26 protein-coding genes and 1 tRNA gene are annotated in these 23,113 nt (G+C 59.5%); 21 read left to right on the forward strand and 6 right to left on the reverse strand.

What is annotated here, in order from left to right; translation table 11 throughout:
- Positions 1–32: 32 nt before the first annotated feature.
- A complete protein-coding gene (locus ACP15V_RS07295; RefSeq protein WP_424943013.1) occupies positions 33–2,189 on the reverse strand; it encodes a sulfotransferase in 2,157 nt (718 codons plus the stop codon).
- A gap of 278 nt (positions 2,190–2,467) precedes the next feature.
- Here ACP15V_RS07295 and ACP15V_RS07300 point away from each other — a divergent pair, with 278 nt between their 5' ends.
- From ACP15V_RS07300 to ACP15V_RS07335, 8 genes are all read left to right on the forward strand, one after another.
- Positions 2,468–3,067: a 50S ribosomal protein L21 gene (locus ACP15V_RS07300; protein ID WP_424943393.1), complete on the forward strand. Its 600-nt coding sequence runs from the start codon at positions 2,468–2,470 to the stop codon at positions 3,065–3,067.
- 23 nt (positions 3,068–3,090) lie between these two features.
- Entirely contained in the window at positions 3,091–3,360 is a 270-nt protein-coding gene (gene rpmA, locus ACP15V_RS07305; RefSeq protein ID WP_055191863.1) for a 50S ribosomal protein L27, read from the forward strand.
- A gap of 247 nt (positions 3,361–3,607) precedes the next feature.
- The gene (locus ACP15V_RS07310) at positions 3,608–4,147 is read left to right on the forward strand and encodes a GNAT family N-acetyltransferase (RefSeq protein WP_424943014.1); all 540 of its coding nucleotides are present in this window, start codon (positions 3,608–3,610) and stop codon (positions 4,145–4,147) included.
- A gap of 12 nt (positions 4,148–4,159) precedes the next feature.
- Positions 4,160–4,666 (forward strand): GNAT family N-acetyltransferase, encoded by a 507-nt coding sequence (locus ACP15V_RS07315; protein WP_424943015.1) that lies wholly within the window; start codon positions 4,160–4,162, stop codon positions 4,664–4,666.
- Positions 4,663–5,163 carry a GNAT family N-acetyltransferase gene (locus tag ACP15V_RS07320; RefSeq protein WP_424943016.1) on the forward strand — a complete coding sequence of 167 codons (501 nt, stop codon included), beginning with the start codon at positions 4,663–4,665 and terminating at the stop codon, positions 5,161–5,163. Before ACP15V_RS07315 ends, ACP15V_RS07320 begins: the two co-directional genes overlap by 4 nt.
- A 116-nt stretch (positions 5,164–5,279) precedes the next feature.
- Entirely contained in the window at positions 5,280–6,311 is a 1,032-nt protein-coding gene (gene obgE, locus ACP15V_RS07325; RefSeq protein WP_424943017.1) for a GTPase ObgE, read from the forward strand.
- A complete protein-coding gene (gene proB / locus ACP15V_RS07330) occupies positions 6,299–7,429 on the forward strand; it encodes a glutamate 5-kinase (protein ID WP_424943018.1) in 1,131 nt (376 codons plus the stop codon). Before obgE ends, proB begins: the two co-directional genes overlap by 13 nt.
- Before the next feature lie 39 nt (positions 7,430–7,468).
- Positions 7,469–8,716 carry a glutamate-5-semialdehyde dehydrogenase gene (locus ACP15V_RS07335; RefSeq protein WP_424943019.1) on the forward strand — a complete coding sequence of 416 codons (1,248 nt, stop codon included), beginning with the start codon at positions 7,469–7,471 and terminating at the stop codon, positions 8,714–8,716.
- A 147-nt stretch (positions 8,717–8,863) separates the two neighbouring features.
- Here the strand turns inward: ACP15V_RS07335 and ACP15V_RS07340 are convergent, their stop codons facing one another.
- On the reverse strand, positions 8,864–9,463 hold the full coding sequence (locus ACP15V_RS07340; RefSeq protein ID WP_424943020.1) for a histidine phosphotransferase family protein: 600 nt from the start codon (positions 9,461–9,463) through the stop codon (positions 8,864–8,866).
- 30 nt (positions 9,464–9,493) lie between these two features.
- Here ACP15V_RS07340 and ACP15V_RS07345 point away from each other — a divergent pair, with 30 nt between their 5' ends.
- The 4 genes from ACP15V_RS07345 (at position 9,494) to ACP15V_RS07360 (ending at position 11,721) form a co-directional block, all read left to right on the forward strand.
- Positions 9,494–9,682 carry a DUF3553 domain-containing protein gene (locus ACP15V_RS07345; RefSeq protein WP_424943021.1) on the forward strand — a complete coding sequence of 63 codons (189 nt, stop codon included), beginning with the start codon at positions 9,494–9,496 and terminating at the stop codon, positions 9,680–9,682.
- Between the two features lie 101 nt (positions 9,683–9,783).
- Positions 9,784–10,575 (forward strand): GNAT family N-acetyltransferase, encoded by a 792-nt coding sequence (locus ACP15V_RS07350; RefSeq protein ID WP_424943022.1) that lies wholly within the window; start codon positions 9,784–9,786, stop codon positions 10,573–10,575.
- Positions 10,572–11,447, forward strand: a complete 876-nt coding sequence (locus tag ACP15V_RS07355) for a lysophospholipid acyltransferase family protein (protein WP_424943023.1) — start codon at positions 10,572–10,574, stop codon at positions 11,445–11,447. Before ACP15V_RS07350 ends, ACP15V_RS07355 begins: the two co-directional genes overlap by 4 nt.
- Before the next feature lie 148 nt (positions 11,448–11,595).
- Positions 11,596–11,721 carry an entericidin, EcnA/B family gene (locus ACP15V_RS07360; RefSeq protein ID WP_424943024.1) on the forward strand — a complete coding sequence of 42 codons (126 nt, stop codon included), beginning with the start codon at positions 11,596–11,598 and terminating at the stop codon, positions 11,719–11,721.
- Between the two features lie 85 nt (positions 11,722–11,806).
- On the opposite strand, the gene ACP15V_RS07365 is transcribed toward ACP15V_RS07360, so the two are convergent.
- Both ACP15V_RS07365 and ACP15V_RS07370 read right to left on the reverse strand, forming a co-directional pair.
- On the reverse strand, positions 11,807–12,439 hold the full coding sequence (locus ACP15V_RS07365) for a thiamine phosphate synthase (protein WP_424943025.1): 633 nt from the start codon (positions 12,437–12,439) through the stop codon (positions 11,807–11,809).
- Positions 12,440–12,518: 79 nt separating this feature from the next.
- Positions 12,519–12,848, reverse strand: coding sequence for a TfoX/Sxy family protein (locus ACP15V_RS07370; protein WP_424943026.1), 330 nt, complete (start codon positions 12,846–12,848; stop codon positions 12,519–12,521).
- A gap of 100 nt (positions 12,849–12,948) precedes the next feature.
- Between ACP15V_RS07370 and ACP15V_RS07375 the strand changes: the two genes are divergently transcribed.
- On the forward strand, positions 12,949–13,674 hold the full coding sequence (locus ACP15V_RS07375; RefSeq protein WP_424943394.1) for an RNA methyltransferase: 726 nt from the start codon (positions 12,949–12,951) through the stop codon (positions 13,672–13,674).
- A gap of 117 nt (positions 13,675–13,791) precedes the next feature.
- Positions 13,792–15,225, forward strand: coding sequence for a hypothetical protein (locus ACP15V_RS07380; RefSeq protein ID WP_424943027.1), 1,434 nt, complete (start codon positions 13,792–13,794; stop codon positions 15,223–15,225).
- A gap of 54 nt (positions 15,226–15,279) precedes the next feature.
- On the opposite strand, the gene ACP15V_RS07385 is transcribed toward ACP15V_RS07380, so the two are convergent.
- Together ACP15V_RS07385 and ACP15V_RS07390 are read right to left on the reverse strand one after the other, a co-directional pair.
- Positions 15,280–15,759 (reverse strand): disulfide bond formation protein B, encoded by a 480-nt coding sequence (locus ACP15V_RS07385; protein WP_424943028.1) that lies wholly within the window; start codon positions 15,757–15,759, stop codon positions 15,280–15,282.
- Positions 15,756–16,334, reverse strand: coding sequence for a YqaA family protein (locus tag ACP15V_RS07390; protein ID WP_424943029.1), 579 nt, complete (start codon positions 16,332–16,334; stop codon positions 15,756–15,758). Before ACP15V_RS07390 ends, ACP15V_RS07385 begins: the two co-directional genes overlap by 4 nt.
- A gap of 125 nt (positions 16,335–16,459) precedes the next feature.
- On the opposite strand from ACP15V_RS07390, the gene ypfJ reads away from it, so the two are divergent.
- The 7 genes from ypfJ (at position 16,460) to ACP15V_RS07425 (ending at position 23,112) form a co-directional block, all read left to right on the forward strand.
- Entirely contained in the window at positions 16,460–17,302 is an 843-nt protein-coding gene (ypfJ, locus tag ACP15V_RS07395) for a KPN_02809 family neutral zinc metallopeptidase (protein WP_424943030.1), read from the forward strand.
- Between the two features lie 308 nt (positions 17,303–17,610).
- On the forward strand, positions 17,611–18,648 hold the full coding sequence (locus tag ACP15V_RS07400) for a TRAP transporter substrate-binding protein (protein ID WP_424943031.1): 1,038 nt from the start codon (positions 17,611–17,613) through the stop codon (positions 18,646–18,648).
- A gap of 102 nt (positions 18,649–18,750) precedes the next feature.
- Positions 18,751–19,335 carry a TRAP transporter small permease gene (locus tag ACP15V_RS07405; RefSeq protein ID WP_424943032.1) on the forward strand — a complete coding sequence of 195 codons (585 nt, stop codon included), beginning with the start codon at positions 18,751–18,753 and terminating at the stop codon, positions 19,333–19,335.
- Positions 19,332–20,684, forward strand: coding sequence for a TRAP transporter large permease (locus ACP15V_RS07410; RefSeq protein ID WP_424943033.1), 1,353 nt, complete (start codon positions 19,332–19,334; stop codon positions 20,682–20,684). The genes ACP15V_RS07405 and ACP15V_RS07410 overlap by 4 nt, the downstream gene beginning before the upstream one ends.
- Positions 20,685–20,813: 129 nt before the next feature.
- A tRNA-Leu gene (locus tag ACP15V_RS07415) sits at positions 20,814–20,897 on the forward strand.
- A 62-nt stretch (positions 20,898–20,959) separates the two neighbouring features.
- Positions 20,960–22,063, forward strand: a complete 1,104-nt coding sequence (locus tag ACP15V_RS07420) for a cystathionine gamma-lyase (RefSeq protein ID WP_424943034.1) — start codon at positions 20,960–20,962, stop codon at positions 22,061–22,063.
- A gap of 863 nt (positions 22,064–22,926) precedes the next feature.
- Positions 22,927–23,112, forward strand: coding sequence for a hypothetical protein (locus ACP15V_RS07425; protein WP_424943035.1), 186 nt, complete (start codon positions 22,927–22,929; stop codon positions 23,110–23,112).
- The last annotated feature ends 1 nt before the right edge of the window (position 23,113 follow it).

Genomic DNA, 23,113 nt, shown 5'->3' on the forward strand with positions numbered 1-23,113 from the left:
CAGAGCCCCTTCCTCCTTCGAGGCAGGGCGCATCAATCCTGTGGCACGCCATCCAGGCCTTTCAGCCCGTCCAGCATCACCCCCAGCTGATCTTCATACTGCCGCCAGCGCCCAATCGACGAGTTGTAAAGCGGTTGCCGTGCTTGGTGGATCGACAAGGTCTTCACCTTGCGGGTGTTCTCGTGGAAGGCCATGCAGGCGTCTTCCCAGTCCAACTCGCAAAACTCCAACAGCTTCCGCACCTGATTTTCCGGATCCGCCACCAGCTCTTCATACTGGATCTCGTAAATCCGATCCGCGGCGAGTTTGCGCCACGCCGCCAGATATTCGGTGAACAGGCGATAGACCTCCACCAGATCCGCCTGATCATAGGTATAGGTATGTGCGCCAGCGATGAACCGGTTTTTCAGCATCGAAAACAGGTTGTCGCGCGGATCACGGCGCAGCGCCACGATCTTGGCCTTGGGCAGGGCCAGCCAGACCAGCGGCGCCACCTTGTAGGTCGAGATCGACTTGTCGGTCACAATATCCGCACCGGGAAAACGCTTCAGCACCGCCTCGCGATATTCGCGCCCAATCTCGTCCAGCATCTTCGCATCGACATCGTTGATTGTCCCGCCCTCGGCCAACACCTGATTGGCGTGGTCAAAGCCGATGGTATGAAACAGCGCCATCTCGTCCCCGCCGGTCACACGCGAGTGGCTGGCAAGGATCTGTTCCACCAGCGTGGTGCCGGAGCGCGGCATGCCGGTGATGAAAATCGGGCTGTCCCCCTGAAACCCAACGGATCCGACGCGGGACAGGTCAATGTCCTTGGCAAAGCGCATCATCTTGTCAAATTCGCTCTGATCGCGGCCCTTCGGATTGGGGAACTCTTCAAGGCACAGCCTGTTGGCCTCTTCCAGATAGGGCCAGACCTTGTCGAACGCCTTGTTGTCTTCCATCAGCTTGACCAAAGCATATCCCAGATCGGCCCGGCCGGGCAGGTCGGGGTCATTGTCCCAGGCGGTCAACATGGTCTGCGCCATCGGATCGTCCAGCGGGATCTTGCGCCCGCTGGCAATCTGCCGATAGGCGGTGCCCGAGCGAAGGCCGTTTTCGATGGCTCTCGCAAGCAGGGTTTCCGCCTCGTCAAACTTGCCGTGTTGTTGCAACAGATTGGCCGCCATGGTGGCGACACGCGTCACGGTGGGGGCCTTTTCGACCGCGTCCCGGATCAGGGCCAGCGCGTCTTCGGGCTGCCCTGCTTGGTCCAGTGCCACCGCCCGCATTGCGACTTGCTCTGGTTGGGTGCGCAAATCATCCGGCATGGCGTCAAAATCCGCGAGTGCCTCTTCATGGCGCTCCAGCGTGATCAGGCAATCCACCCGCAACATGCGGGCCAGCCGATTGTTCGGGTCCGCCTTCAGCACCGCATCAAAATGCGGCACCGCCTCATGTGGGCGGCTCAGTTCCTTCAGCACATGGCCCAGATTGCCGCGCACACTCGGGTTCGACGGGATCTGGCGGAAGGCTTCTTTCAACAGGTCATGTGCCTCGGCAAACCGGCGCTGCTTGATCAAAAGCTCGCCGTAATACCCCATCACCTCGGCGTAATCCGGGGCAATTTCCAATGCTTCCCGATAGGCGGTTTCGGCCTCGGCCAGCTGCCCTTTGGCGGCCAGCGCGGCCCCCAGAACCAGGCGGATGATCTCGTTTTTCGGATTGGCCCTGGCCAGGGTTGCGGCCTCGGTGGCGACCGCATCAACCTCGCCGCCATTAAAGCGTGCCAGCAGGCTGTTTATCACCTCAGACGGGATGCCAACACTTTGACGCGAGGTCTGCGTGTTGCTTTTGGTCATCTGCGCCAGGATCTTTTTCTGGCTGGCCGCATTCATGCCCAGCTTTTTCATCAGCTTCTGCGCCCGTTTCACCGCCGCCTTGTCGCCCAGCATCGACAGCGCCTTGGCATATACGGTCCAGATCTGCGGATCGCGTGGCATCAGCCGCGCCGCATCATGAAACGCGTTTGCCGCATCCTTGAACCGCCCTTGCGACATCGCCGCCTGGCCCGCATTCACCGCCTTTTGCGCCTGGGCAAGCGCGGGGTTTGCGCCCAGGGGTGCGGCGGGTTTGGCCTGGCTGGCCAACGGAAACATCGGAGGTCTGGATTTGTATTGCGACATGGGTTGGCTCTCCACTGCGGACATGCCACACATCGAAGGCGGCAGGGTGTTCACATTGGCTATCCTGCCCAATCCCCTCGCGCAAGCGTGAACCCGGTCGGGGCAGGGGCGAGGGTGTTATTTTTCTTGACTTATACCTGAAATCCCCCGATAAGCCGCCAGTCTGGTAAGGGGATCCCTTTACCGGATCGTTTAATCTCTGCCCAAATGGGCGCGCCGTTCGAGGCACAGGCGGGATCGACCTGCCGCTGGAACTCCGGGTCAACCGGGGCCGTAGGACGCGGAAAATGAAGGAAGACCATATGTTTGCGGTTCTGAAAACCGGCGGCAAGCAATACAAGGTTCAGGCTGGTGACATCCTGCGCGTTGAAAAACTGGCTGCTGAAGCTGGCGAAACCGTCCAGTTCAACGAGATTCTCATGGTTGGCGCCACTGTTGGTACCCCGGTCGTCGAAGGCGCTGGTGTACAGGCAGAAGTGATCGACCAGATCAAAGGCGAAAAGGTCATTCACTTTGTGAAACGTCGCCGTAAGCACAGCTCCAAGCGCACCAAAGGTCACCGTCAGCAACTGACGCTGGTGAAGATCACCGACGTGCTGGAAAAAGGCGCCGAAAAATCGGGCGTGAAAGCTGCCATTGGTGCAGGTTCGGTTTCGGGTGCAGCGGCCCCGGCCGCCAAACCGGCCGCCAAGAAAGCTGCTCCGAAAGCTGAAGCCAAAGCCGAAGCCGCCGCTGGTGCAGACGATCTGACCAAAATCAACGGTGTCGGCCCGGCCGCTGCCAAAAAGCTGGCAGATGCCGGCATCACCACCTTCGCCCAGCTGGCCGCTGTCGACGTCGATGCCTTCGACGCCGTAAAAGTGAAACCCGAATGGGTTGAGCAGGCCAAAGAGCTGGCCTAAGTTCTGAGCTAAGGAGAGATAGCATGGCACATAAAAAAGCTGGCGGTTCATCCCGTAACGGCCGCGACTCAGCCGGTCGTCGCCTTGGTGTAAAGAAATATGGTGGCGAAGCCGTCATTCCGGGCAACATCATCGTGCGTCAGCGCGGTACCAAGATGTGGCCGGGCGCCAATGTGGGCATGGGCAAAGACCACACCATCTTCGCAACCAGCGAAGGCAAGGTGCAGTTCCACAAAGGCCTGAAAGGCCGCACCTTTATTTCGGTTCTCCCGGTGGCGGAGGCCGCTGAGTAAGCCGAAACCTGTAGGTTTGAAAATTCAGGGGCCGGCGTCATCGCCGGCCCTTTTTCTTTGACGGTTCTTTATTCAGCGATCTGTCGGCCCCATATGGACCTTGAGGATTTATTAACCAGTTTGTCGGAAGCTCCACGCGCGATGGAAGAGGGCACCCGGCAATCAACAGGCAAGAGCGGAGCGGATTGATCCCCTGTGGTCCGGACCCCCGCATTGTGAAATCAGAGCTTTTCGAGGAGGGAAAGCCATGATGCATGATATGATTACCAGCCAGCCCGTGATCGAGGCAGAACGGTTTGTCCTGCGCCCGGTGCGCAAGTCGGATGCTGGCCCAATGGAACTTTACGCAGGCGATGAACGGGTGGCCCGCGGCACGCGGTCGATCCCCCATCCCTTGCCGCCCGGTGCGACCGAAGGATTTATCGCCCGCGCGCTGGAAGCAGAGCGCAAACAGGATGTCTGGGTGATGGACGGCGCGCGCGACGGGCAGCGCGAGGTTTTGGGCGTGATCACGCTTCAACGTCTTGATCGCAACCAATCGGAACTCTCGTACTGGGTCGCGCCTGCCTTTTGGAATGGCGGGCTTGCGTCAGAAGCCGTGCGCGCGTTGATCGAAGCCAATCCCTTGGAAAACGACACGATTTTCGCGTCGGTTTTTCAGGACAGCCCGGCCTCTGCCCGGGTGCTGACCAATGCGGGGTTCGAATATATCGGCGACGCCGAAAGCCACTCCATCTCGCGCGGCGCCAATGTGCCAACCTGGACCTACCTGCGCAAACTGGGCTGAACGGGGCAAACAATGTTGATCACCACCCCCCGGTTCACCCTGCGCCCGCTGGGCGTTCAGGACCGTGACCAGGTGGTGGCGGGCCTGAACGACTATGAGGTCACAAAATGGCTTACCGTGGTGCCCTTTCCCTATGGGCCCGCGGATTTTGACGCATTTCTTGGGTTTCTCGAAGGCAAGCCCGCGCATGAGGCTCTGGCGATCTGCGAGGGCGACCGTGTTCTGGGCGTGACCGGCATTGGTGACAGCCTCGGCTATTGGTTGTCCCGCACCCATCATGGCCGCGGCGTGATGAGCGAAGCGGCAGGCGCGCTGGTGGACTGGTATTTCCGCAATACCGAAGCAAACGCGCTTTCATCCGGCTATTTCGAAGGCAATGCTGCGTCCGCCAAGGTCCTGAGAAAAATTGGGTTTTTGCCAACCGGCGCCACCGAAACCGCCCATTGCGTGTCACAAAAGACCGATCTGGATCTGGTGAAAGTGGCCCTGAGCAGGGCGACCTGGGAGGCGAGGATATGACCACACTCACCACCAAACGTCTGATGCTGCGTCTTGCCCAGCCTGCGGACCTTGACGCGTTGCATGCGCTTGTCTCGAACTATGACGTGGTCAAGATGACCGCCACCTGGCCCTGGCCAGCGGATCGCGACTTCACCGCCAGCCGCTCTGTCCCCTTTGATCCGGAAAAAGGTGTGGTGGGGCTGGTGTTTTGCGGTGAAGACATGGTTGGATCGATGGGGATCGCGGCCAAGGGTGACAAGGCAGAACTGGGCTATATGTTCGCGCCTGCCCATTGGGGCAAGGGATATGCCACGGAAATGGGGCGTGCTTTGATTGCCCATTGCTGGACCCGCTATCCGTGGGACGAAATCAACGCCTGCGTCTTTGATGACAACGGCGCATCGGGCCGCGTGCTTGAGAAACTGGGGTTTTCCGAAGGGCCGCGCTGTTCGGGGGAATGCCGGGCCCGTGGTGCCATCCTGCCAACGCGAACCTACCGTCTGGCGCGACCGTAATCCCGCCCAATCCCGGCAAATCCGGCCCAAACCCTTGCAAAGGCTTGAGCCTGCGCCCATTTCCCTCTATCGCCAGTAACCACACGCTGAAACGCCCCATTCGAAAGGCACAAGACATGAAATTTCTCGATCTCGCCAAGGTCTATATCCGTTCCGGCGGCGGCGGCGGCGGCTGTGTGTCGTTCCGGCGCGAGAAATACATCGAGTACGGTGGCCCCGACGGGGGCGATGGGGGCAAGGGCGGGTCCGTGGTCGCCGAAGCGGTCGAAGGGCTGAACACCCTGATTGATTTCCGCTATCAACAGCACTTTTTCGCTGACAATGGCCGTCCCGGCATGGGCAACCAGCGCACCGGTGCCTCGGGCGATGACATTGTCCTGCGCGTGCCGGTCGGGACCGAGATCCTGGACGAGGATCAGGAAACCGTGATTGCCGACCTGACCGAGGTGGGCCAGCGCGTGGTGCTTGCCAAGGGCGGCAATGGCGGCTTTGGCAACCTGCATTTCAAATCCTCGACCAACCAGGCCCCGCGCCGCGCCAATCCCGGCCAGCCCGGGGTCGAGCGGACCATCTGGCTGCGCCTGAAGCTGATCGCCGATGTGGGTCTGCTGGGCCTGCCCAATGCGGGCAAATCCACCTTCCTCGCGGCCACATCCAATGCGCGGCCGAAAATTGCCGATTACCCGTTCACCACGCTGCACCCCAATCTGGGTGTGGTTGGCGTGGATGGCGTGGAATTTGTGGTGGCGGATATTCCCGGCCTCATCGAAGGGGCCAGCGAGGGGCGTGGTTTGGGCGATCTGTTCCTCGGCCATGTGGAACGCTGCGCGGTGCTTTTGCATCTGGTGGATGGCACGTCCGAGGATGTGCCAGGCGACTGGCAGACCATTATCACCGAGGTCGAAGCCTATGGCGACATCTTGGGCGACAAGCCCCGCGTGACGGTTCTGAACAAGGTGGATGCGCTGACAGACGAAGAACTTGCCGAGAAGAAAGCCGAGCTTGAAGCCGTGGCCGGTCCGGTCATGCTGATGTCTGGCGCGGCGCAAAAAGGCACGACCGAGGTGCTGCGCGCGCTGCGCAAAGAGATTTCCGAAGACCGCATTCGCCAGAAACCCGTCGAGGAGCCCGAGAAATGGCAGCCCTAAGCGGGAAAGAACGCGGGAAACTCAGCGGCGCTAAGCGCATCGTGGTCAAGATCGGATCGGCGCTTTTGGTGGACACCACCACCGGCGCGCTGAAATCCGACTGGCTGGCCTCGCTGGCGGATGACGTGGCCTGGCTGAAGGGGCAGGGCGCGGATGTGGTTCTGGTATCCTCCGGCTCCATCGCGCTGGGGCGCGGGGTGCTGGGCCTGCCCCAAGCCGCGCTGTCGCTTGAACAATCGCAGGCCGCCGCCGCGGTGGGCCAGATCCGTCTGGCACGCGCTTATGAGGAAGCGCTGGCGAAACACGGTGCCACCACCGCGCAGGTGTTGGTCACGCTGGAAGACAGCGCCGATCGCCGCCGGTACCTGAACTCGCGCGCCACGCTGGAAACGCTGCTGTCCCTGGGCACAGTGCCGATCGTGAATGAAAACGACACGGTCGCCACGGACGAAATCCGCTTTGGCGACAATGACCGGTTGGCCGCCCAGGTGGCGGTGACCATCGGCGCCGATCATCTGGTGCTGCTCTCTGACGTGGATGGGCTTTACACCGGCAACCCGCGCGAAGACGCGACGGCCACTCGGTTTGACGTGGTCGAGGCCATCACGCCTGAAATCGAAGCGATGGCGGGGGATGCAGGCACCGGACTGTCGAAAGGTGGAATGAAGACCAAGGTGATGGCGGCAAAAACCGCAACGGGCGCAGGCTGCGCCATGACCATCACCGAAGGATCGCGCCTGAACCCATTGAAAACGCTAGAAGACGGCGCTGCGCATACGCTGTTTGTGGCGGGGTCTGACCCGAAGACATCGCGCAAGAAATGGATCGCTTCGATGAAGCCGCAGGGCGATATTGTGGTCGACGCGGGGGCCGAGCGTGCGCTGGGGCAAGGCAAATCCCTGCTGCCCGCCGGGGTCACCGCGGTCTACGGTGCGTTTGGGCGCGGCGACAGTGTCACGATCCACGGACCGGACGGCGCGCATATCGGTGCGGGGCTCGCGCGTTACACCAGCGACGAAGCGCGCGCCATTGCGGGCAAACGGTCGGATCAGATCGAAGAGGCGCTTGGCTATCCCGGTCGCGCGGCCTTGATTCATCGGGATGATATGTCCCTTTAAAACAATAAGATAAATACCAAACTTCATGCGGAGAGTGAGATGAACGAAGACATCAAGACCATGATGACCCAGATCGGGGAACGCGCAAAAGCGGCGTCCAAAGAGCTGGGTTTCGCTCCATCCGAGGCGAAGGAAAAGGCGCTGATGGCGGCAGCAGATGCCTGCTGGGCGCGCCGGGACGAGATCATTGCCGCCAATGCCAAAGACATGGAATTTGGCCGCGAGAAGGGCCTGTCGGACGCGATGATGGACCGGCTGATGCTTGATGAAACCCGCATCAAGGGCATGTGCGAGGGCTTGCGCGCGGTCGCGGCTCAGGACGATCCGGTGGGTCAGGTGACAGAAGAATGGGATCGCCCCTCGGGTCTGCACATTAAGCGCGTGCGCACGCCCTTGGGGGTGATCGGCGTGATCTACGAAAGCCGTCCGAATGTGACGGCGGACGCAGGTGCGCTGTGCCTGAAGGCCGGGAATGCGGTGATCCTGCGCGGCGGGTCGGAAAGCTTTCATTCCGCCGGGCTGATCCATGACTGCCTGCAAGATGGGCTGCGCGCCGCAGACCTGCCCGAAGACGCCATTCAACGCATCCCGACCCGCGACCGCGCCGCGGTCAGCGAACTTTTGACCATGACCGATCATGTGGATGTGATTGTGCCGCGTGGTGGCAAGGGGTTGGTTGGGTTGGTGCAACGTGAGGCCCGTGTGCCTGTTTTTGCCCATCTCGAAGGCATTGTGCATATCTATATCGACAAGGACGCCGACCCTGAGAAAACCGCGCGTGTGGTGATGAACGCCAAAACCCGCCGCACCGGGATTTGTGGCGCGGCCGAATGCCTGCTCATTCACAAAGACGCGCAGGATCTGGGCCAGACCATCATCAATGACCTGATCGCAGCCGGAGTCGAAGTGCGCGTGGGCGAGGGGCTGTCCGGCTCTGTCCCGGCCAGCGATGAGGATTGGGGCAAGGAATACCTCGACAGCATCATCGCCGCGAAACTGGTTGAGGATGTGGACGGGGCGATTGCCCATATCAACCGTTATTCCTCGTCCCACACCGATGCGATCATGACGGAAAATGATGACACCGCCGCGCGGTTCTTCACCCGGCTTGATAGCGCAATCCTGATGCGCAATGCCTCGACCCAGTTCGCGGATGGCGGCGAGTTTGGCATGGGGGCAGAGATCGGCATTGCCACCGGTAAAATGCACGCTCGTGGCCCGGTGGGGGCGATGCAGCTGACCAGCTTTAAATATCTGGTCGAAGGCGACGGAACCACCCGCGCCTGATTAACCAAAGGAACGGAAAAGGGGCATGGGAAATCCAGCGCCCCTTTTTTCTTGCGCTAAAGTGTTTCGGTTTCAACCCTACATCGGGAACAACCGAAACGCTTTAAATACCCCCGCCGGGGGCCTTGCACGCAGCGCAAATCATTTTCAGAACAATACGTTGATTGATTGATCTGACAGGTTCACCTCGGCCTGTCGCCCCTGACGCGACAGTTCGGGGGCCACCAAGGCGTAATGCACCTGTGCGGGCAACACGTCCAGGTCCGGGTTGGGCTGGGTCAACAACCCCCACAGGGCAGGGTCGGCGTTGAAACGCTCGGCCTCCGCCCACAGGCTCCAATGTCCGTCCTGTTCATTGACCACGATCCGCCCGCCCCAGGGCATCGCGGTTTCCATACATTGCAGCACCAGAAACGCCAGTTTCACCTGGCCGCGCGGTTGATCGCCCGTGGGGTTCCAGGTGATGTCGATCTTGCGACTGTCTGCCCCCGGCGCCAGCACCGCGCGCACCTCGCTTTCCGCCACGCGCTGATCCTCATTCGCTGCGCCAAACGCGATGCGGAAAAACCGGATCCGCGCATTGGCGTTCTGCACGCTTTCCGAAATCAGCGCCATTTCCGGGCTGTCGCCCAAACCGGACAGTTCCAACAGCTCGACCCCATTGCCGATCGCGCCCAAAGGGCTGATAAGGTCATGGCAGATGCGCGAACCGATCAAGGCGGTCAGATCTCTGGTTTCGGTGGTCATAAGGCGCTCCTATACGTGAAAGGCCAAAAAATGATGTCACTGTTGGAACCCGGCATGTTGGTGCACCACCCGGACCGTCCCGATTGGGGGCTGGGGCAGGTGCAGTCGAATATCGGGGGCAAGGTCACCGCGAATTTCGAACATGCGGGCAAGCAGGTGATTGATACGCAAGTGATTGAGCTGTTGCCTGTTTTTGATCCTGATGACACTCAATTCTAGACAATCCATGGGGGCTTCGCAACTGTTGCGTGTGTGCGATCCCGTTGCCACTTTGCCCGCCGTGGCGTAGAACCGCCGATAAACAGATCAAGGCCCGGATGATGCAGGCAACAGGCCCACAATTCGAGATCCGCCTGGCGCGCGATGAGGATGACCTTATGGCCGCGCAAAGGTTACGTTATGACGTGTTTGTTCGCGAGTTGGGCAGCGCCGGTGCCCTTGTGGATCACGCGGCAGGGTTGGAGCGAGACGCCTTTGATCCCTATTACGATCATCTGATCCTGTTTGATCACGCGCGTGAGGGATCGCCCGCCATTGGGGTATACCGTCTGATGCGCGATGATCAGGTGGCGCTTGAAAACGGTGGACCGGGGCGGTTTTACTCCGAAGATGAATATGACATTTCAACGCTGACATCCTCGGGGCGCAAGCTGTTGGAACTTGGCCGGTCCTGCCTACATCCCGACTATCGCGGGGGCCCGGCGATGATGCATTTGTGGAATGGGCTGGGTGATTACGTGCTGGACCACGGGATCGAGGTGCTCTTTGGGGTCGCCTCATTTCATGGCACGGATATTGACGCGCTCAAGGCGCCGTTGTCGTTGCTTCACCATCGCCATCTTGCGCCAGCGCACCTGCGCACCCGTGCTCAGCCCGATGTGTATCAAGAGATGAACCTGCTGCCGGAGGGCCAGATCAACCGACCGGAAGCCATGCGGGCGGTGCCAGCCCTGATCAAGGCCTATCTGCGGCTTGGCGGCTATGTGGGCGAGGGGGCCTATGTGGATCACGCTTTCAACACGACCGATGTCTGCCTGATCATGGATACCGAGCTGATGAGCGCCAAGCACAAGGCCTTTTACACTGAACGCGATAAGGGACGCCGGGTATGAGCGCGCTGTGGCATGGCGTCGATGAACCGCATGTGTTTCGGCCGGGACCGGGGGGGATCTTGCGGGCGGTATTGCGCGGGGTGCCGCTGGCGCTATTGGTGTTTGGCGGGTTGCTGGTTCTGCTTCTGGTGCGCCAGATTGAACGGCCCTTTTATGGCAAACGTCGGCCCATCACGCCCTATATCACCCAGTTCGTCTGTCGCAGCGCTTTTGTCATTCTGGGCATCCCGTTCCTTACCATCGGGCAACAGATGCGCGAGAAGGGCGCGGTGGTGGCCAATCACGGAGGCTGGCTTGATATCTTTTCGCTAAACGCCAAGAAGCGGGTCTATTTCGTGTCAAAGGCTGAGGTCGCGAACTGGCCGGGCATTGGCTGGCTCGCGCGGGCCACCGGGACGGTGTTCATCCAGCGTGACCGCAAAGAGGCCGCCAATCAGATCGAAGTCTTTCGCGAACGCCTGTCCATCGGGCATAAACTCCTGTTTTTTCCGGAAGGCACATCCTCTGATGCGCGCCGGGTTCTTCCCTTTAAATCAACACTTTTTGCGGCGTTCTTCGCGCCAGAACTGCGTGATTTCATGTGGGTGCAGCCGGTAACCGTGCGGTATTTTGCGCCAAAGGGGGAACGTGCCAGTTTCTATGGCTGGTGGGGCGATATGGAGTTTGCCCCGCATCTTCTGGAAACCCTTGCCGCACGGCGTCAGGGGCGGGTTGAGGTGGTGTATCACACCCCCGTCAAGGTGACGGATTTTCCCAACCGCAAGGCGCTTGCCGCCCATTGCGAAAGAGAGATTCGCGCGGGCCTGGGCGAACTGGATGTAGAGAACCAACATGCGCCGGACGAAGGGCTGGGCAGCATTCATCAGCAATAAAGCGACGGCGGTTTGGAAGGCTCGGGCGAAATACGCGGTGAAAATTGCTCCCCCGCCCGCGTTTCCCTGTTTGATCAGCAGAGATTTCCCGGTATTTTGGCGCAAAATCAGACGTTATCTGACACCATACATACTGGAGAGCAGTCCCATGCGCACCAAATCCCTTCTTGCCACCTGCCTTCTGGCCCTCGTGGCTTTGTCCGCCTGTGAAACGGTGAAAGGCGCGTCGCGCGATGTGCATTCGGGGGCAGAAGCGGTTCAGAATATGTTCTGACCTTGCGAGGCGCGCGATCCGCATAAAAAAGGCGTGCCAAAACACGCCTTTCACCCCTCAGGTCTACCCGGCGAAGCTTGGATGATTAGCCTTTCATGGCGTCGGTGAGGCTGGCCAACGCCGCAACGGGATCATCGCTGCGCCAAATCTCTTCGCCAATGGCAAAAAAGTCGGTGATCGGGGCCAGTTCGCGGATAATTTCGACGTCCAGCGCCCCTTCGGCCACCACGGGGACTTCGATCATCTCGGTCCACCAGGAAAACAGGTCACGTTCCGCGCGGGTGCCATCGCCCAGCGCGGAATGGCCTGCGGGGCCGAAGCTGATGTAATCCGCGCCGTTTTCGCCCGCGTTCATGCCCTCGTGGCGGCTGTCGGAACAATAAGCGCCGATAATGGCGTCTTGCCCCAGATCGGTGCGGGTTTTGCGCATCCGGCGCGCGCCGTCACCCAGATGCACCCCGTCCAGCCCAAGCCGTTCCACCATCAGCGCATGTTCCGCGATCACAATCGGCACGTCGCGGGCATGGGCCACCTCGCGGCAGGCATCGGCGGCGCGCATGATGCGGTCTTCGTCATGGGTGGCGAGGGTCAGGCGCAGACAGGCCACTTCGGTGTTGTCGAGCACCCGTGCCAGCTGGGTCGGAAAGGTCGACAGTTCAAATTCCGGCGGGGTCAGCAGGTAAAGCTGCGGATGTTCCATCTCTTGTTGCTCTGCCATGTCATGATCCTTTCCAGACGCCCGTCTAAAACCTTTCCGCGCTTATTGTGCGAATTGGCGGTTTTTGCAAGAGGGCGTGTCACTTGGCGGGCAGGGTGGCCACGAAGGAAAGCGCGAGGGACAAAAGCGCGCCCCGGATCGCGTCATCCTCCAGCGCCTCCCGGCTGGCGTCGACAAAGCCCCCCATCTTGCGTCCGGTAAACGCCATGTGGTCCACACCATCCAATGCCAGCGCCGCCGCATGATTGTCTTTGCCAACCCGATACATGGCGCCGCCTTTGTGCACCCCACACAGCATATTGCCCGCGAGCATGAAGACCACGCCGCCAAACATCTTTTTCTCTGCGACATCCGGGGTTGCCGCCAGATCGCGGGACAGGATCTCATAGATTTCCGGGTCAATCGCCATCGCTCGCGTCCTCTCTCGTCTTGCAAATCGGGGTGGGGGCAGCGTATCACGGCGCGGAGTTTTGGAAAGGTCTGATGAGATGAGCGAGAAGTCTGCGGACATGGGGCCCGATCCCGCAATTGTGCTGGTGCGCCCGCAGATGGGGGCCAATATCGGCGCCGCAGCGCGCGCGATGCTGAATTTCGGGCTGGAGCGGATGCGGGTTGTGGAGCCGCGCGATGGCTGGCCCAACCCCGATGCGGTGGCGATGGCGTCAGGCGCGGGGCGGGTGTTGGATGCGGCGACGGTGCATGACAGCGTGGCCGAGGCGGTGGGCGATTGCGACTTCGTCTTTGCCACCACGGCGCGCTCACGCGAGCTGAGCAAACCGATCTTCAGCCCGGAAGCGGCGATGGAATACGCCCGCCAGATGCAGAGCGAGGGCCGCAAGGTGGCGGTGCTGTTTGGCCCGGAACGCACGGGGCTTGAAAATGATGATGTGGCGGTGGCCAATGCGATCATCACCGTGCCGGTCAATCCGCAATTTGCGTCCTTGAACCTTGCGCAATGTGTGCTCTTGACCGCCTATGAATTCCGCCGCCAGTCGGTGGAGGTGCAGCATGAAGTGCTGTCACTGCCGACCACGGAAACCGCCAGCGTGATTGAAGTGGACAAGCTGGCCGAACATTACGAAACCCGGCTCGATGAACACGGGTTCTTTTTCCCCGAGACCAAAGCCGAGGTGATGAAGGTGGCCCTGCGCAATATGTGGAGCCGGATGCCGCTGACCCGTCAGGATGTGCAGATGTTCCATGGGATGCTGCGGCAATTGTTGCGCAATCGATAACAGTTACTTTCGGGATGCGGCGGTTTAGCCGCTTTGCACCGCATTAACGATCGGTTACCGCATTAACGATCGGTTAAGGTCCACTTGATTTGAATGCATTTTTCAAGTGGTGGTGGGATGTTTTATTTAATGATGTTGCTGGGCCTGGCTGGGACCGGCTTTTTGGTTGATGCCATTTTCAATGGCGATGATGACAACGATGCCAATGACGATGGATCAAGCAATGACGATACATCTGGCAATGACGCCGATGATGCAAACGTCACGGGCAATCTGATTGAAGGTGGCAACGGCGACGACACGCTGATTGGCACACAGAAATCCGATTATATCGATGGGAAAGGCGGCAATGACCTGATTGCAGGATCGGACCTGCAGGATTTCCCAGGGGTCACGCCTGCTTCCTATGATGGTGGCATTCAGATCGTTGGGGTGAAGGATGATGACGCGCCGGATACGCTGATTGGCGGAAACGGGGATGACACGATCCATGCCGCTGGTGAAGACGTGGTCATCACCGGAGAGGGCGCAGATGATGTGATTGTCTCGCTTGAAGATCTGCAGGATCGTGCGCCCGAAACCATGGTGACCATCGAGGATTTCGACGACAAGCAAGATCGCCTTGCCATCAGTTTCGCGGAGTATTCACGAGACGACCATGACACCTTGTTGGATCAGACAATCCTGCCCGATGGGGCCGGTACAATTGTATCCCTGAACGGGGTGGAGGCCGCGTTTTTGAAAGGCGTTGAAGGTGTTGATCCCTCGCGCATTTCCGTACAGCTGCAAAGTGACCCGGATGAAACAAGGGATATGTCGGGTGACGTTTACACGCGCGACAGCTACAGTATGGATGGAACGGACGGCGATGATGTTTTGATTGCCGGAGAATTCGTCAATGACGTGAATGCGCATGACGGCGATGATCGCATCGTCTTTTCCGGTCCGCGTGGTGAGGTTTCGGGTGGAAAAGGGGATGATGTCATTCATACCCATGGTAGGGCAGTGGTCTATGCCGGGGAAGGCGATGATACGATCCACTCCAGAAATGAGTTTGAACATGGCAGCGCATTGATCGGCGGCGAAGGGGATGACCTCTTCATCATCGACAAAGAGGACAACTATTATGCCATTCTTGATGAAAACCCCGCAGCCATCGAGCAAGACACCAGTGCCAATGGACGAAATGGCGACGATACGTTCATCGTAAAGCGCACAGCCTTGATCAATTGCGAGGATGAAACCGAAGGTCGCGATGTGGTGCGGATCGACATGGACAGCTATGTCGACCATGTCGCGGCGCATGGGCCTGACAACGGTAAAAATTTTGCTCAGATCATCAATTTCGAACCGGGGGTTGACCATCTGGCCTTTGATAACCTGCCCGACGGTGTGACGTTTGAGGTGACAACCTCACTTGATCGCTTTGACCAGCCAGTTGTAAACACCATCCGTGTAGGAGGAGAGAGTTTTTTGCATCTGGTCAGCCTGTCAGAGGTTTCAGACGCTGAATTTGATGCCATCTTTGGCGACAATTGGGTGCGCGTCTGATCGCATGTGATCGCAGGTATGTGCGGGGCCGGTCAGAGGGAACAATCCGGGGGATTAGTCCGCCTTGCGCGCCGCCATCACCCAGATCCCGGCCAGAACCAGAGACCCCAGCGCATTCAGGTTCGCCATGGTCACGCCAAACAGCTCCCACGGGATTTCATCACAGCGCACCAGTGGCGCGGTAAGGATCGAGTTCAGAAGATCTTCCTGGCTGAGCGCACCGATATTGCCGGATCCCGTGCAGGAACTTGGACCTTCCCACAATTTGCGTTCGACCCCCGAGTGATAAAAGCCGATGCCCGAAGTGATCAGGGCAGACCCCGCGCCCAGCCAGGCGATTAGGCGTTTCTGCGTGGCCACGGCCGCGCCGCCCAGCGCAATGGCGGCGGCATGGGGCCAGCGCTGCCACAGGCACAATTTGCACGGGGTATAGCCCAGCGCCTGAAAGGCAAAAGCACCGCCCAGCACAAAGATCGACCCGGCGGTTGCCAGAAGCACAAGATGGGTGAAGGTCAGGTTTCGGATCATGTTCATAGGTATTTCACCAGGTAGAAGCCACCAAGAAGGATCACCACAAAGGCGGTGAAGAGAAGGCCCAATCGTTTTTCAATAAAGTCGCGGATCGGCGCGCCGAACTTCCACAGCAAGGCGGCGACCACGAAAAACCGCAGGCCCCGGGCGATGATGGATGCCACCATGAAGACCCAGAAATTCAGCCCCGTCGACCCGGACAGGATCGTGATCACCTTGTAGGGGAAGGGGGTCACACCGGCAATCAGCACCGCCCAGGCCCCCCAGTCATTATACGTCTGCGAGAAGGTCTCGAACGTGTCGGCCTTGCCGTAAAACTCCAGCACCGGGCGGCCCACGCTTTCAAACACCCCCCAACCGATCAGATATCCGAACATGCCGCCCAGAACAGAGGCCACCAGTGCCACCCCGGCAATCACGAAGGCCTTGCGCGGCGCAGCGATGATCATCGGGATCATCAGGATGTCGGGCGGGATCGGAAAGACCGAGCTTTCCAGAAAGGCCACCACTGCCAACGCCCAAAGCGCCTGTGGGTGTTCCGCCAGTCCCATGGTCCAGTTGTAAAGGCGCCTGATCATGCTCGTCTCAATTGGATTTTATCTTTTTCTCCACGAAACATGACCGGGGGGCAAGGTCAAGGGAACAAACTTGCTGTGGGCGCGTTGACGGGTAAACTGGTCCTGTTTGTCAGGTGGAGGGTGTGATGAAGTGGAAAGGTCGGCGCGGCAGCCGCAATATCGAAGATCGACGCGGCCGGGGCGCGCGTGGTGGGTTGCAACTTGGCGGGCTTGGGCTGATTGCCGTCCTGGCTCTTGGCTACTTTACCGGAGTGGATGTCACCCCGCTTCTGGAAGACAGCCTGGCGCCGCAATCGGGCGGAGGTGAGATCACCGAAGCCGACCGGCAGGCAGGCGAGTTTGTATCCGTCACGCTGGCCGATACCGAAGAGGTCTGGGCCGGGATTTTCCGCGAACAATTGAACACGGAATATAACCCCGTCACGCTGGTCCTTTATAAAGGTGTCACGCAAAGTCCCTGCGGTGGGGCCTCTGGCGCCACAGGTCCGTTCTACTGTCCGGGGGATCGTAAGGTCTATCTCGATACCGCGTTTTTCACCACCCTGTCGCGCAAACTTGGGGCCGGGGGCGATTTTGCCGCCGCTTATGTGGTCGCGCATGAGGTCGCCCACCATGTGCAAAACGAATTGGGTATCCTGGGCAAGGCGAACCGGGTGCGTCAGCAGGTCAGTGAGGCCGAAAGCAATGCGATTTCCGTGCGGATCGAACTTCAGGCCGATTGTTTTTCAGGCCTCTGGGCGCGCGAGGTGCAACAGCAGTTTGGCACGCTGGAGCGGGGCGACCTGCAAGAGGCGGTCAATGCGGCCCGTCAGATCGGGGATGATACGCTGCAACGCAATGCCGGGCGCAGACCGATGCCGCACACATTCACCCATGGCACATCCGAACAACGTGCGCGCTGGTTTGAAACCGGATATACCAGCGGCGATATCCAGCAATGTGATACGTTTTCGACCAATCGTCTGTAACGATCTCTGCCCGGGGGACTGCAAAAGTGATTCCTGTCGTCCGGTTCATTTCGTGAACCGGGCAGGCTGCGTGCTTATCGAAATCCGACGAATTGTTACGGAAACCTAACAGGTTAAGCAAAATGTTGCGCTTGCAACGATTAGACGCTACGAAAGGATAGCGCGCGAAGAGTAAAGCCGACCGGACGGTCGAAAGTTCTTGCCTAATCGCGCCAAGCCTGCTTCTATCGCCTTGACGGGCAATTTTATTAGGCTGACGGGCCTTGCCCCGTAAGAAATGAAATATTCGCGTTTTGGGAGGAAGCGAAATGAAACTCACCTTGAAATCAGCACTTTTGGGCGTTGTGGCCTTGGGCGCCACCGCATCAGCCAGTTTTGCACAAGAAGTGACCCTGCGCTGTCAGCACTTCTTGCCGCCCAAAGGCTCGACGCCGCTCTATTTCATGACGCCGTGGGCTGAAAAAGTAGAGAAAGACAGCGGCGGCCGCATCAAGGTGGAGCTTTATCCGGCGATGCAACTGGGCGGCAAACCGCAGGCGCTTTACGACCAGATCCGCGATGGCGTGATCGATTGCGGCTGGGCGCTGCCCGCGTACACGCCGGGTCGTTTTCCGGAAGCCGAAGCCTTTGAACTGCCCTTCATGACCGGGCGCAATGCCGAAGCCTCCTCAAAAGCCGCATGGGAGTTTTCGGAAAAATACCTGATGGAGCGGATGGGCGACGTCAAACTTCTGGCCACCCACGTGCATGGCCCCGGTGTGATCCACAAAAAAGGCGAGCCGGTGATGGCACTGGCCGATTTTGACGGTCTGAAACTGCGCGGCCCGTCGCGTCAGGCCAATACGCTGTTTGAAACGCTGGGCGCGACCCCGGTGGGGATGCCGCTGCCGACCTTCCCGGAAAGCCTGTCGAAAGGTGTTGTCGAAGGCGGCGTGATCCCGTGGGAAATCGTCCCGCCGCTGAAAGTGCATGAACTGGCCGACAGCCACACCGAGATCCCGGGCGACCGGTCGCTTTACAACACGTTCTTCATCTGGGCGATGAACAAGGACACCTATGCCGGTCTGCCGGATGATCTGAAAGCGGTGATTGACGCAAACTCGGGCCTGGAAACCTCGGGCTGGGCTGGGGCATCCTTTGACAAAGGGGACGTGATTGGCCGTGAAATCGTGGCCGGCACCGACAACAAGATCCACGAGCTGGACCCGGCGCTGGTGGCTGAGATCAAGACCATGGGCGACAAACAGGTCGAAGCCTGGGCCGCCGATATGACCGAAAAAGGTCTGGATGGCGAAGGCATGGTGGCCTACGCAAAAGAACTGGTTGCCAAATACGCTGACCAGTGATCCGGTCGTGACGAATTGCTCCGGGCGGATCTGCGTGATCTGCCCGGAGTTTTCATAAGATCCCGGCAGTGAACCGGGCGAAACAAAGAGGGAGGGGGCATCGTGGCGATCGCGAAATCTGCGCAAGAACGCATTGGGCGCCTCATGGAATTTCTCAGCCGCTGGATGGCCTATTCGGGCGGGGCGGTGTTGGTGGCCATTGCCCTGACCACCGTCGTATCGATCATCGGACGGGCCTTGTCGGGTTTCGGTCTGATGCCGGTCAAAGGCGATTTCGAAATCGTCGAAATGGGCTGTGCGGTTGCGGTGTTTGCCTTCATGCCTTGGTGCCAGCTGAAACGCGGCCATGTGACCGTCGACATCTTCATCGCGCGCCTGTCGGACCGCAAACAGGCGATCCTTGGGTTCATCGGCGACGTGATGCTGACCGGCGCGGCCTTCATTATCCTGTGGCGTCTGTGGCTCGGCTTTGGCGAGAAGTTTCCCTATGGGTCGGACGCGACGCGCGCGTTCTTCAACCTGGGCCCCAAACCGTTTTTCGCAGAAAGCACCTATGAGCTTGAAGTGCCGCTGTGGATCCCCTTTGGCCTGTGCACCATCGGGGCCGGTTTCTTCCTGCTCGTCGCCGCTTATACCACCTGGCGGTCCTTCAATTGGGTTCTGGATGGCAAGGAGAGCCACGTATGACCGGTATCGAACTTGCAATCCTCGCCTTTGTACTGATGCTTTTGGCGATTTTCCTGCGCTTGCCCATTGGGCTTGCGATGGGGCTGACCGGGTTTTTCGGCATCTGGTACATGATGGGCCACCCGAAGGTGACGCTGAGCCAGTTGAAAACCCTCTCTTACGACACGTTTTCCAGCTATTCTCTGTCGATTGTGCCGCTGTTTTTGCTGATGGGACAGTTTGCCACCAAATCCGGCATGTCCGGGGCGCTGTTCAATGCGGCCTCCGACTGGCTGGGGCATCGCAAGGGCGGTGTGGCCATGGCCGCGGTTGGCGCCTGTGCGGGGTTTGGCGCGGTTTGTGGATCGTCGCTCGCGACCGCCTCGACCATGGGGCAGGTGGCCCTGCCGGAAATGCGCAAACGCGGCTATTCCGATGCGCTGTCGACCGGCGTGTTGGCCGCAGGCGGCACTTTGGGCATTCTCATCCCGCCCTCGGTGATCCTGGTGATTTACGCCATCCTGACCGAACAGAACATCGTGAAAATGTTCATCGCAGCGCTGGTGCCGGGCATTCTGGCGGCACTTGGCTATATGTTGACCGTGGCCGTGATGGTGCGCATCAACCCTGACAGCGCCACCACCGCGGAACGCGTGCCTTATGGGCATCGCTTCCGCACGCTCTTGTCGATCTGGCCGGTTGTCGTGATCTTTGGTCTGGTTATGGGCGGCATTGCCGGGGATTGGAACTGGAGCAAGGCCGGTGTGCAGGCGCTGTTTACCCCCACCGAAGGCGCGGCCGTGGGCGCGGCGGCGACCGGGATTTACGGGATCATGACCGGCGGGTTGACCTGGAAAGGGTTCCTGCAATCCATCCTTGCCACCGCGCAATCCACCGCGATGATCTTTTTCATCGTGCTGGGCGCGCAGATCTTCAACTCGTTCCTCGCCTTCACCCAAGCCCCGCAACAGCTGGCGGAATGGGTGGCCGGGCAGGGGTTTGCGCCGCTGATCGTCTTGACAATGATGCTGGTGGCCTACCTGGTGTTTGGCTGCGTGATGGACAGCCTGTCGATGATCCTTTTGACCATCCCGATCTTTTATCCAATTGTCGAAGTGCTGGATTTCGGCCTGACCCCGGAAGAGGCGGGCATCTGGTTCGGGATCCTCGCACTGATTGTGGTCGAGGTTGGTCTGATCACCCCGCCTGTGGGCATGAACCTCTTTATTATCAACTCGATGGCGCGCGACATTCCGATGGCGCAAACCTATCGTGGCGTGGCCCCCTTTGTGCTGTCAGACCTGATCCGCGTGGTGGTTCTGGTGGCGTTTCCGGGCATCACCCTGTGGCTGGTGGGGGTTCTCTTTTAGGGCACGCGGACCACGCATGACATGAATTGGCCCCGCGTCGTGAAAACCCGACGCGGGGCCTCACTTTATCGAAAAACCGTGTTTTCCCCCGTTGACCTCCTCGCGGTGCGATTGTATCCGGTGGTCAGTGCCCAAGTGGCGGAATGGTAGACGCAGGGGATTCAAAATCCCCCGCCTTCGGGCGTGCCGGTTCGAGTCCGGCCTTGGGTACCAAACTCCTCGCCAACCCCGATCTGCGGCCCCTATGATGGGGCGCGAGCAGTGGAGGGGGTTTTATGTCCGATCAGAAGAAATACGCAAAGGCGCTGCATCTGCGCGGGCAGGGGCTTGCGAAAGGCGCGCCCATTGCGCCGCCGCTGGTGACCAGTTCGATGTTTCACCTGCCGGGCGATCCAACCGGATTTGCGGGCTATGGACGGGTGGACAACCCCACCTGGGACACGCTCGAACATCTTCTGGGCCACCTCGAAGACGCGCCCTGCGTGGCGTTTCCCTCGGGCATGGGGGCGATTTCGGCCGCGCTTTTTGCCACGGTCAAAGCGGGCGACCGGGTGCTGATCCCGTCCGATGGCTACTACGTCACCCGCGTGTTGGCGCAGCAATTCCTGGCCGGTCTTGGCGTCGAGATCATCGAAAAGCCGACGCTGGACTATGACCATGACGACATGTCGACCTATCAGGTCGTGTTCATTGAGACCCCGTCCAACCCGGGGCTGGATCTGTGTGACCTTGCCGCAATCACCGCGCGGGTGCGGGCGGCGGGGGGCATCAGCATTGTCGACAACACCACCATGACGCCCCTGGGGCAGCGCCCGTTGGATCTGGGGGCCGACATCGTCGTCGCCTCGGACACCAAGGCCCCCGGCGGGCATTCCGACCTGTTGATGGGTCATGTGGCCACCCGTGACGATGCGATGCTTTTGAGGATCAAAGACTGGCGTAAAATGTCGGGGGCCATTCCGGCGCCTCAGGCGGCTTGGCTGCTACATCGCGGGTTGGAAACGTTGGAGGTGCGGTTTGAGCGCATGTGCCGGTCAGCGTCAGAGATTGCCACCGCGCTGCAGGGGCACCCGGCGTTGGTCGCATTGCGGTATCCCGGATTGCCGGCGGATCCCTCGTATGATCTGGCCCGTCGTCAGATGGCCCGGTTTGGGTTTCTGATGTCCCTGACCCTGCAGGGGGAGGCGGCGGCGGAGCGGTTCATTGCGGGGGCGGATTTTCTGCGCCCGGCGACGTCGTTTGGGGGGGTGCATTCCTCTGCTGAACGGCGCGCGAGATGGGGCGACAGCGTGCCCCCGGGATTTGTCCGCGTGTCGATTGGCTGCGAGCCCACCGAGGCGCTGTTGGACGACCTGAAACGCAGTCTCGACAGCCTGTAAAACGCTATGTTTTTATCAGATCTGCCTTGGAAACCCGTCAAATCGCCCCGGGAAGAGGGCGGGAAGAGGGATTGGGACGGGACCTGTCGGCGGTTTTTCGCAGATCTTTGTGGCACCTTTGTTGGACCCTTTGGCGGTCGGAGATTCGCGATTGGACTGATTCTCGTTTTCACTGTTAATGTTTCCATTTTCGCCTCAATGCTGTTTTCGGGGGGATATTGGTGGGGAGTTTGCAACTTTTTCCGTCGAAATTAGGTCAGAATATCGAAAAATCGAATGTATTTTGTTTACTGGTTAACCCGCGCGGAACTGTCACGGCATCGGAAACAAATGCCTCCACCATCACGCAGCGGCGTCTTGGTTATACAACCCAGAGGTGTCGTAAGCGGATTTTGGCCGAGTTTCAGCGGTTATTTATCACCCTTTGATTGAAAAATGCCACATCTGAGGAAACAATGCCCGGATCGCAGGGTGCGGCAAAGGCCCCGGTTTTCGAAAGAAATTAACCTTTTCGTCCTGGCCATGCCGCGATGCGGTCGCTTTTCCCCTTTGGATGTGTCGCGGATTTCGATAAATTGTAAGGGCCCAACTGGGGGGCGATGTCTATAGGCCACGGGGGCGGCCGCACAAAACCATGGTGGAACCCATGGGGAGAGTGTGTCCGCTGTTTGCCGGGTGGTAAATTGGCACATATTGATGTGAAGACGATAGCGGCGCAGATGCGCCCTATGTCTGCATCTTTGGTCCTGAACTGGGCCTCTCTCCTCATGTTTGGCGCGTATTGGGTGACGTTTGTGTGGTCGAGATCCGTGGCTTGCATCGTTCCACATCGGGTCTGGATGAACACTGAACGGGGAAGAGCGATGAGTGCATTGTTGACGAAAACAGGTGTCAAAAACGTGGCTGGGAAGGCCGCGATCCGCCTGTGGTCGCTCTCTGGCGGTGATGAAAGAAAAAACACGTTTCACCAAAAAGAAAACAATGCAGATGACCCGCGGGGGGGCGTCCGGATGGCGCGTACTGTGGTGATGAGCAAGGGGATTAATTGAT

Origin of the sequence: Aliiroseovarius crassostreae (assembly GCF_049803815.1) — a bacterium.
In the GTDB taxonomy this organism is placed as follows: domain Bacteria; phylum Pseudomonadota; class Alphaproteobacteria; order Rhodobacterales; family Rhodobacteraceae; genus Aliiroseovarius; species Aliiroseovarius crassostreae_A.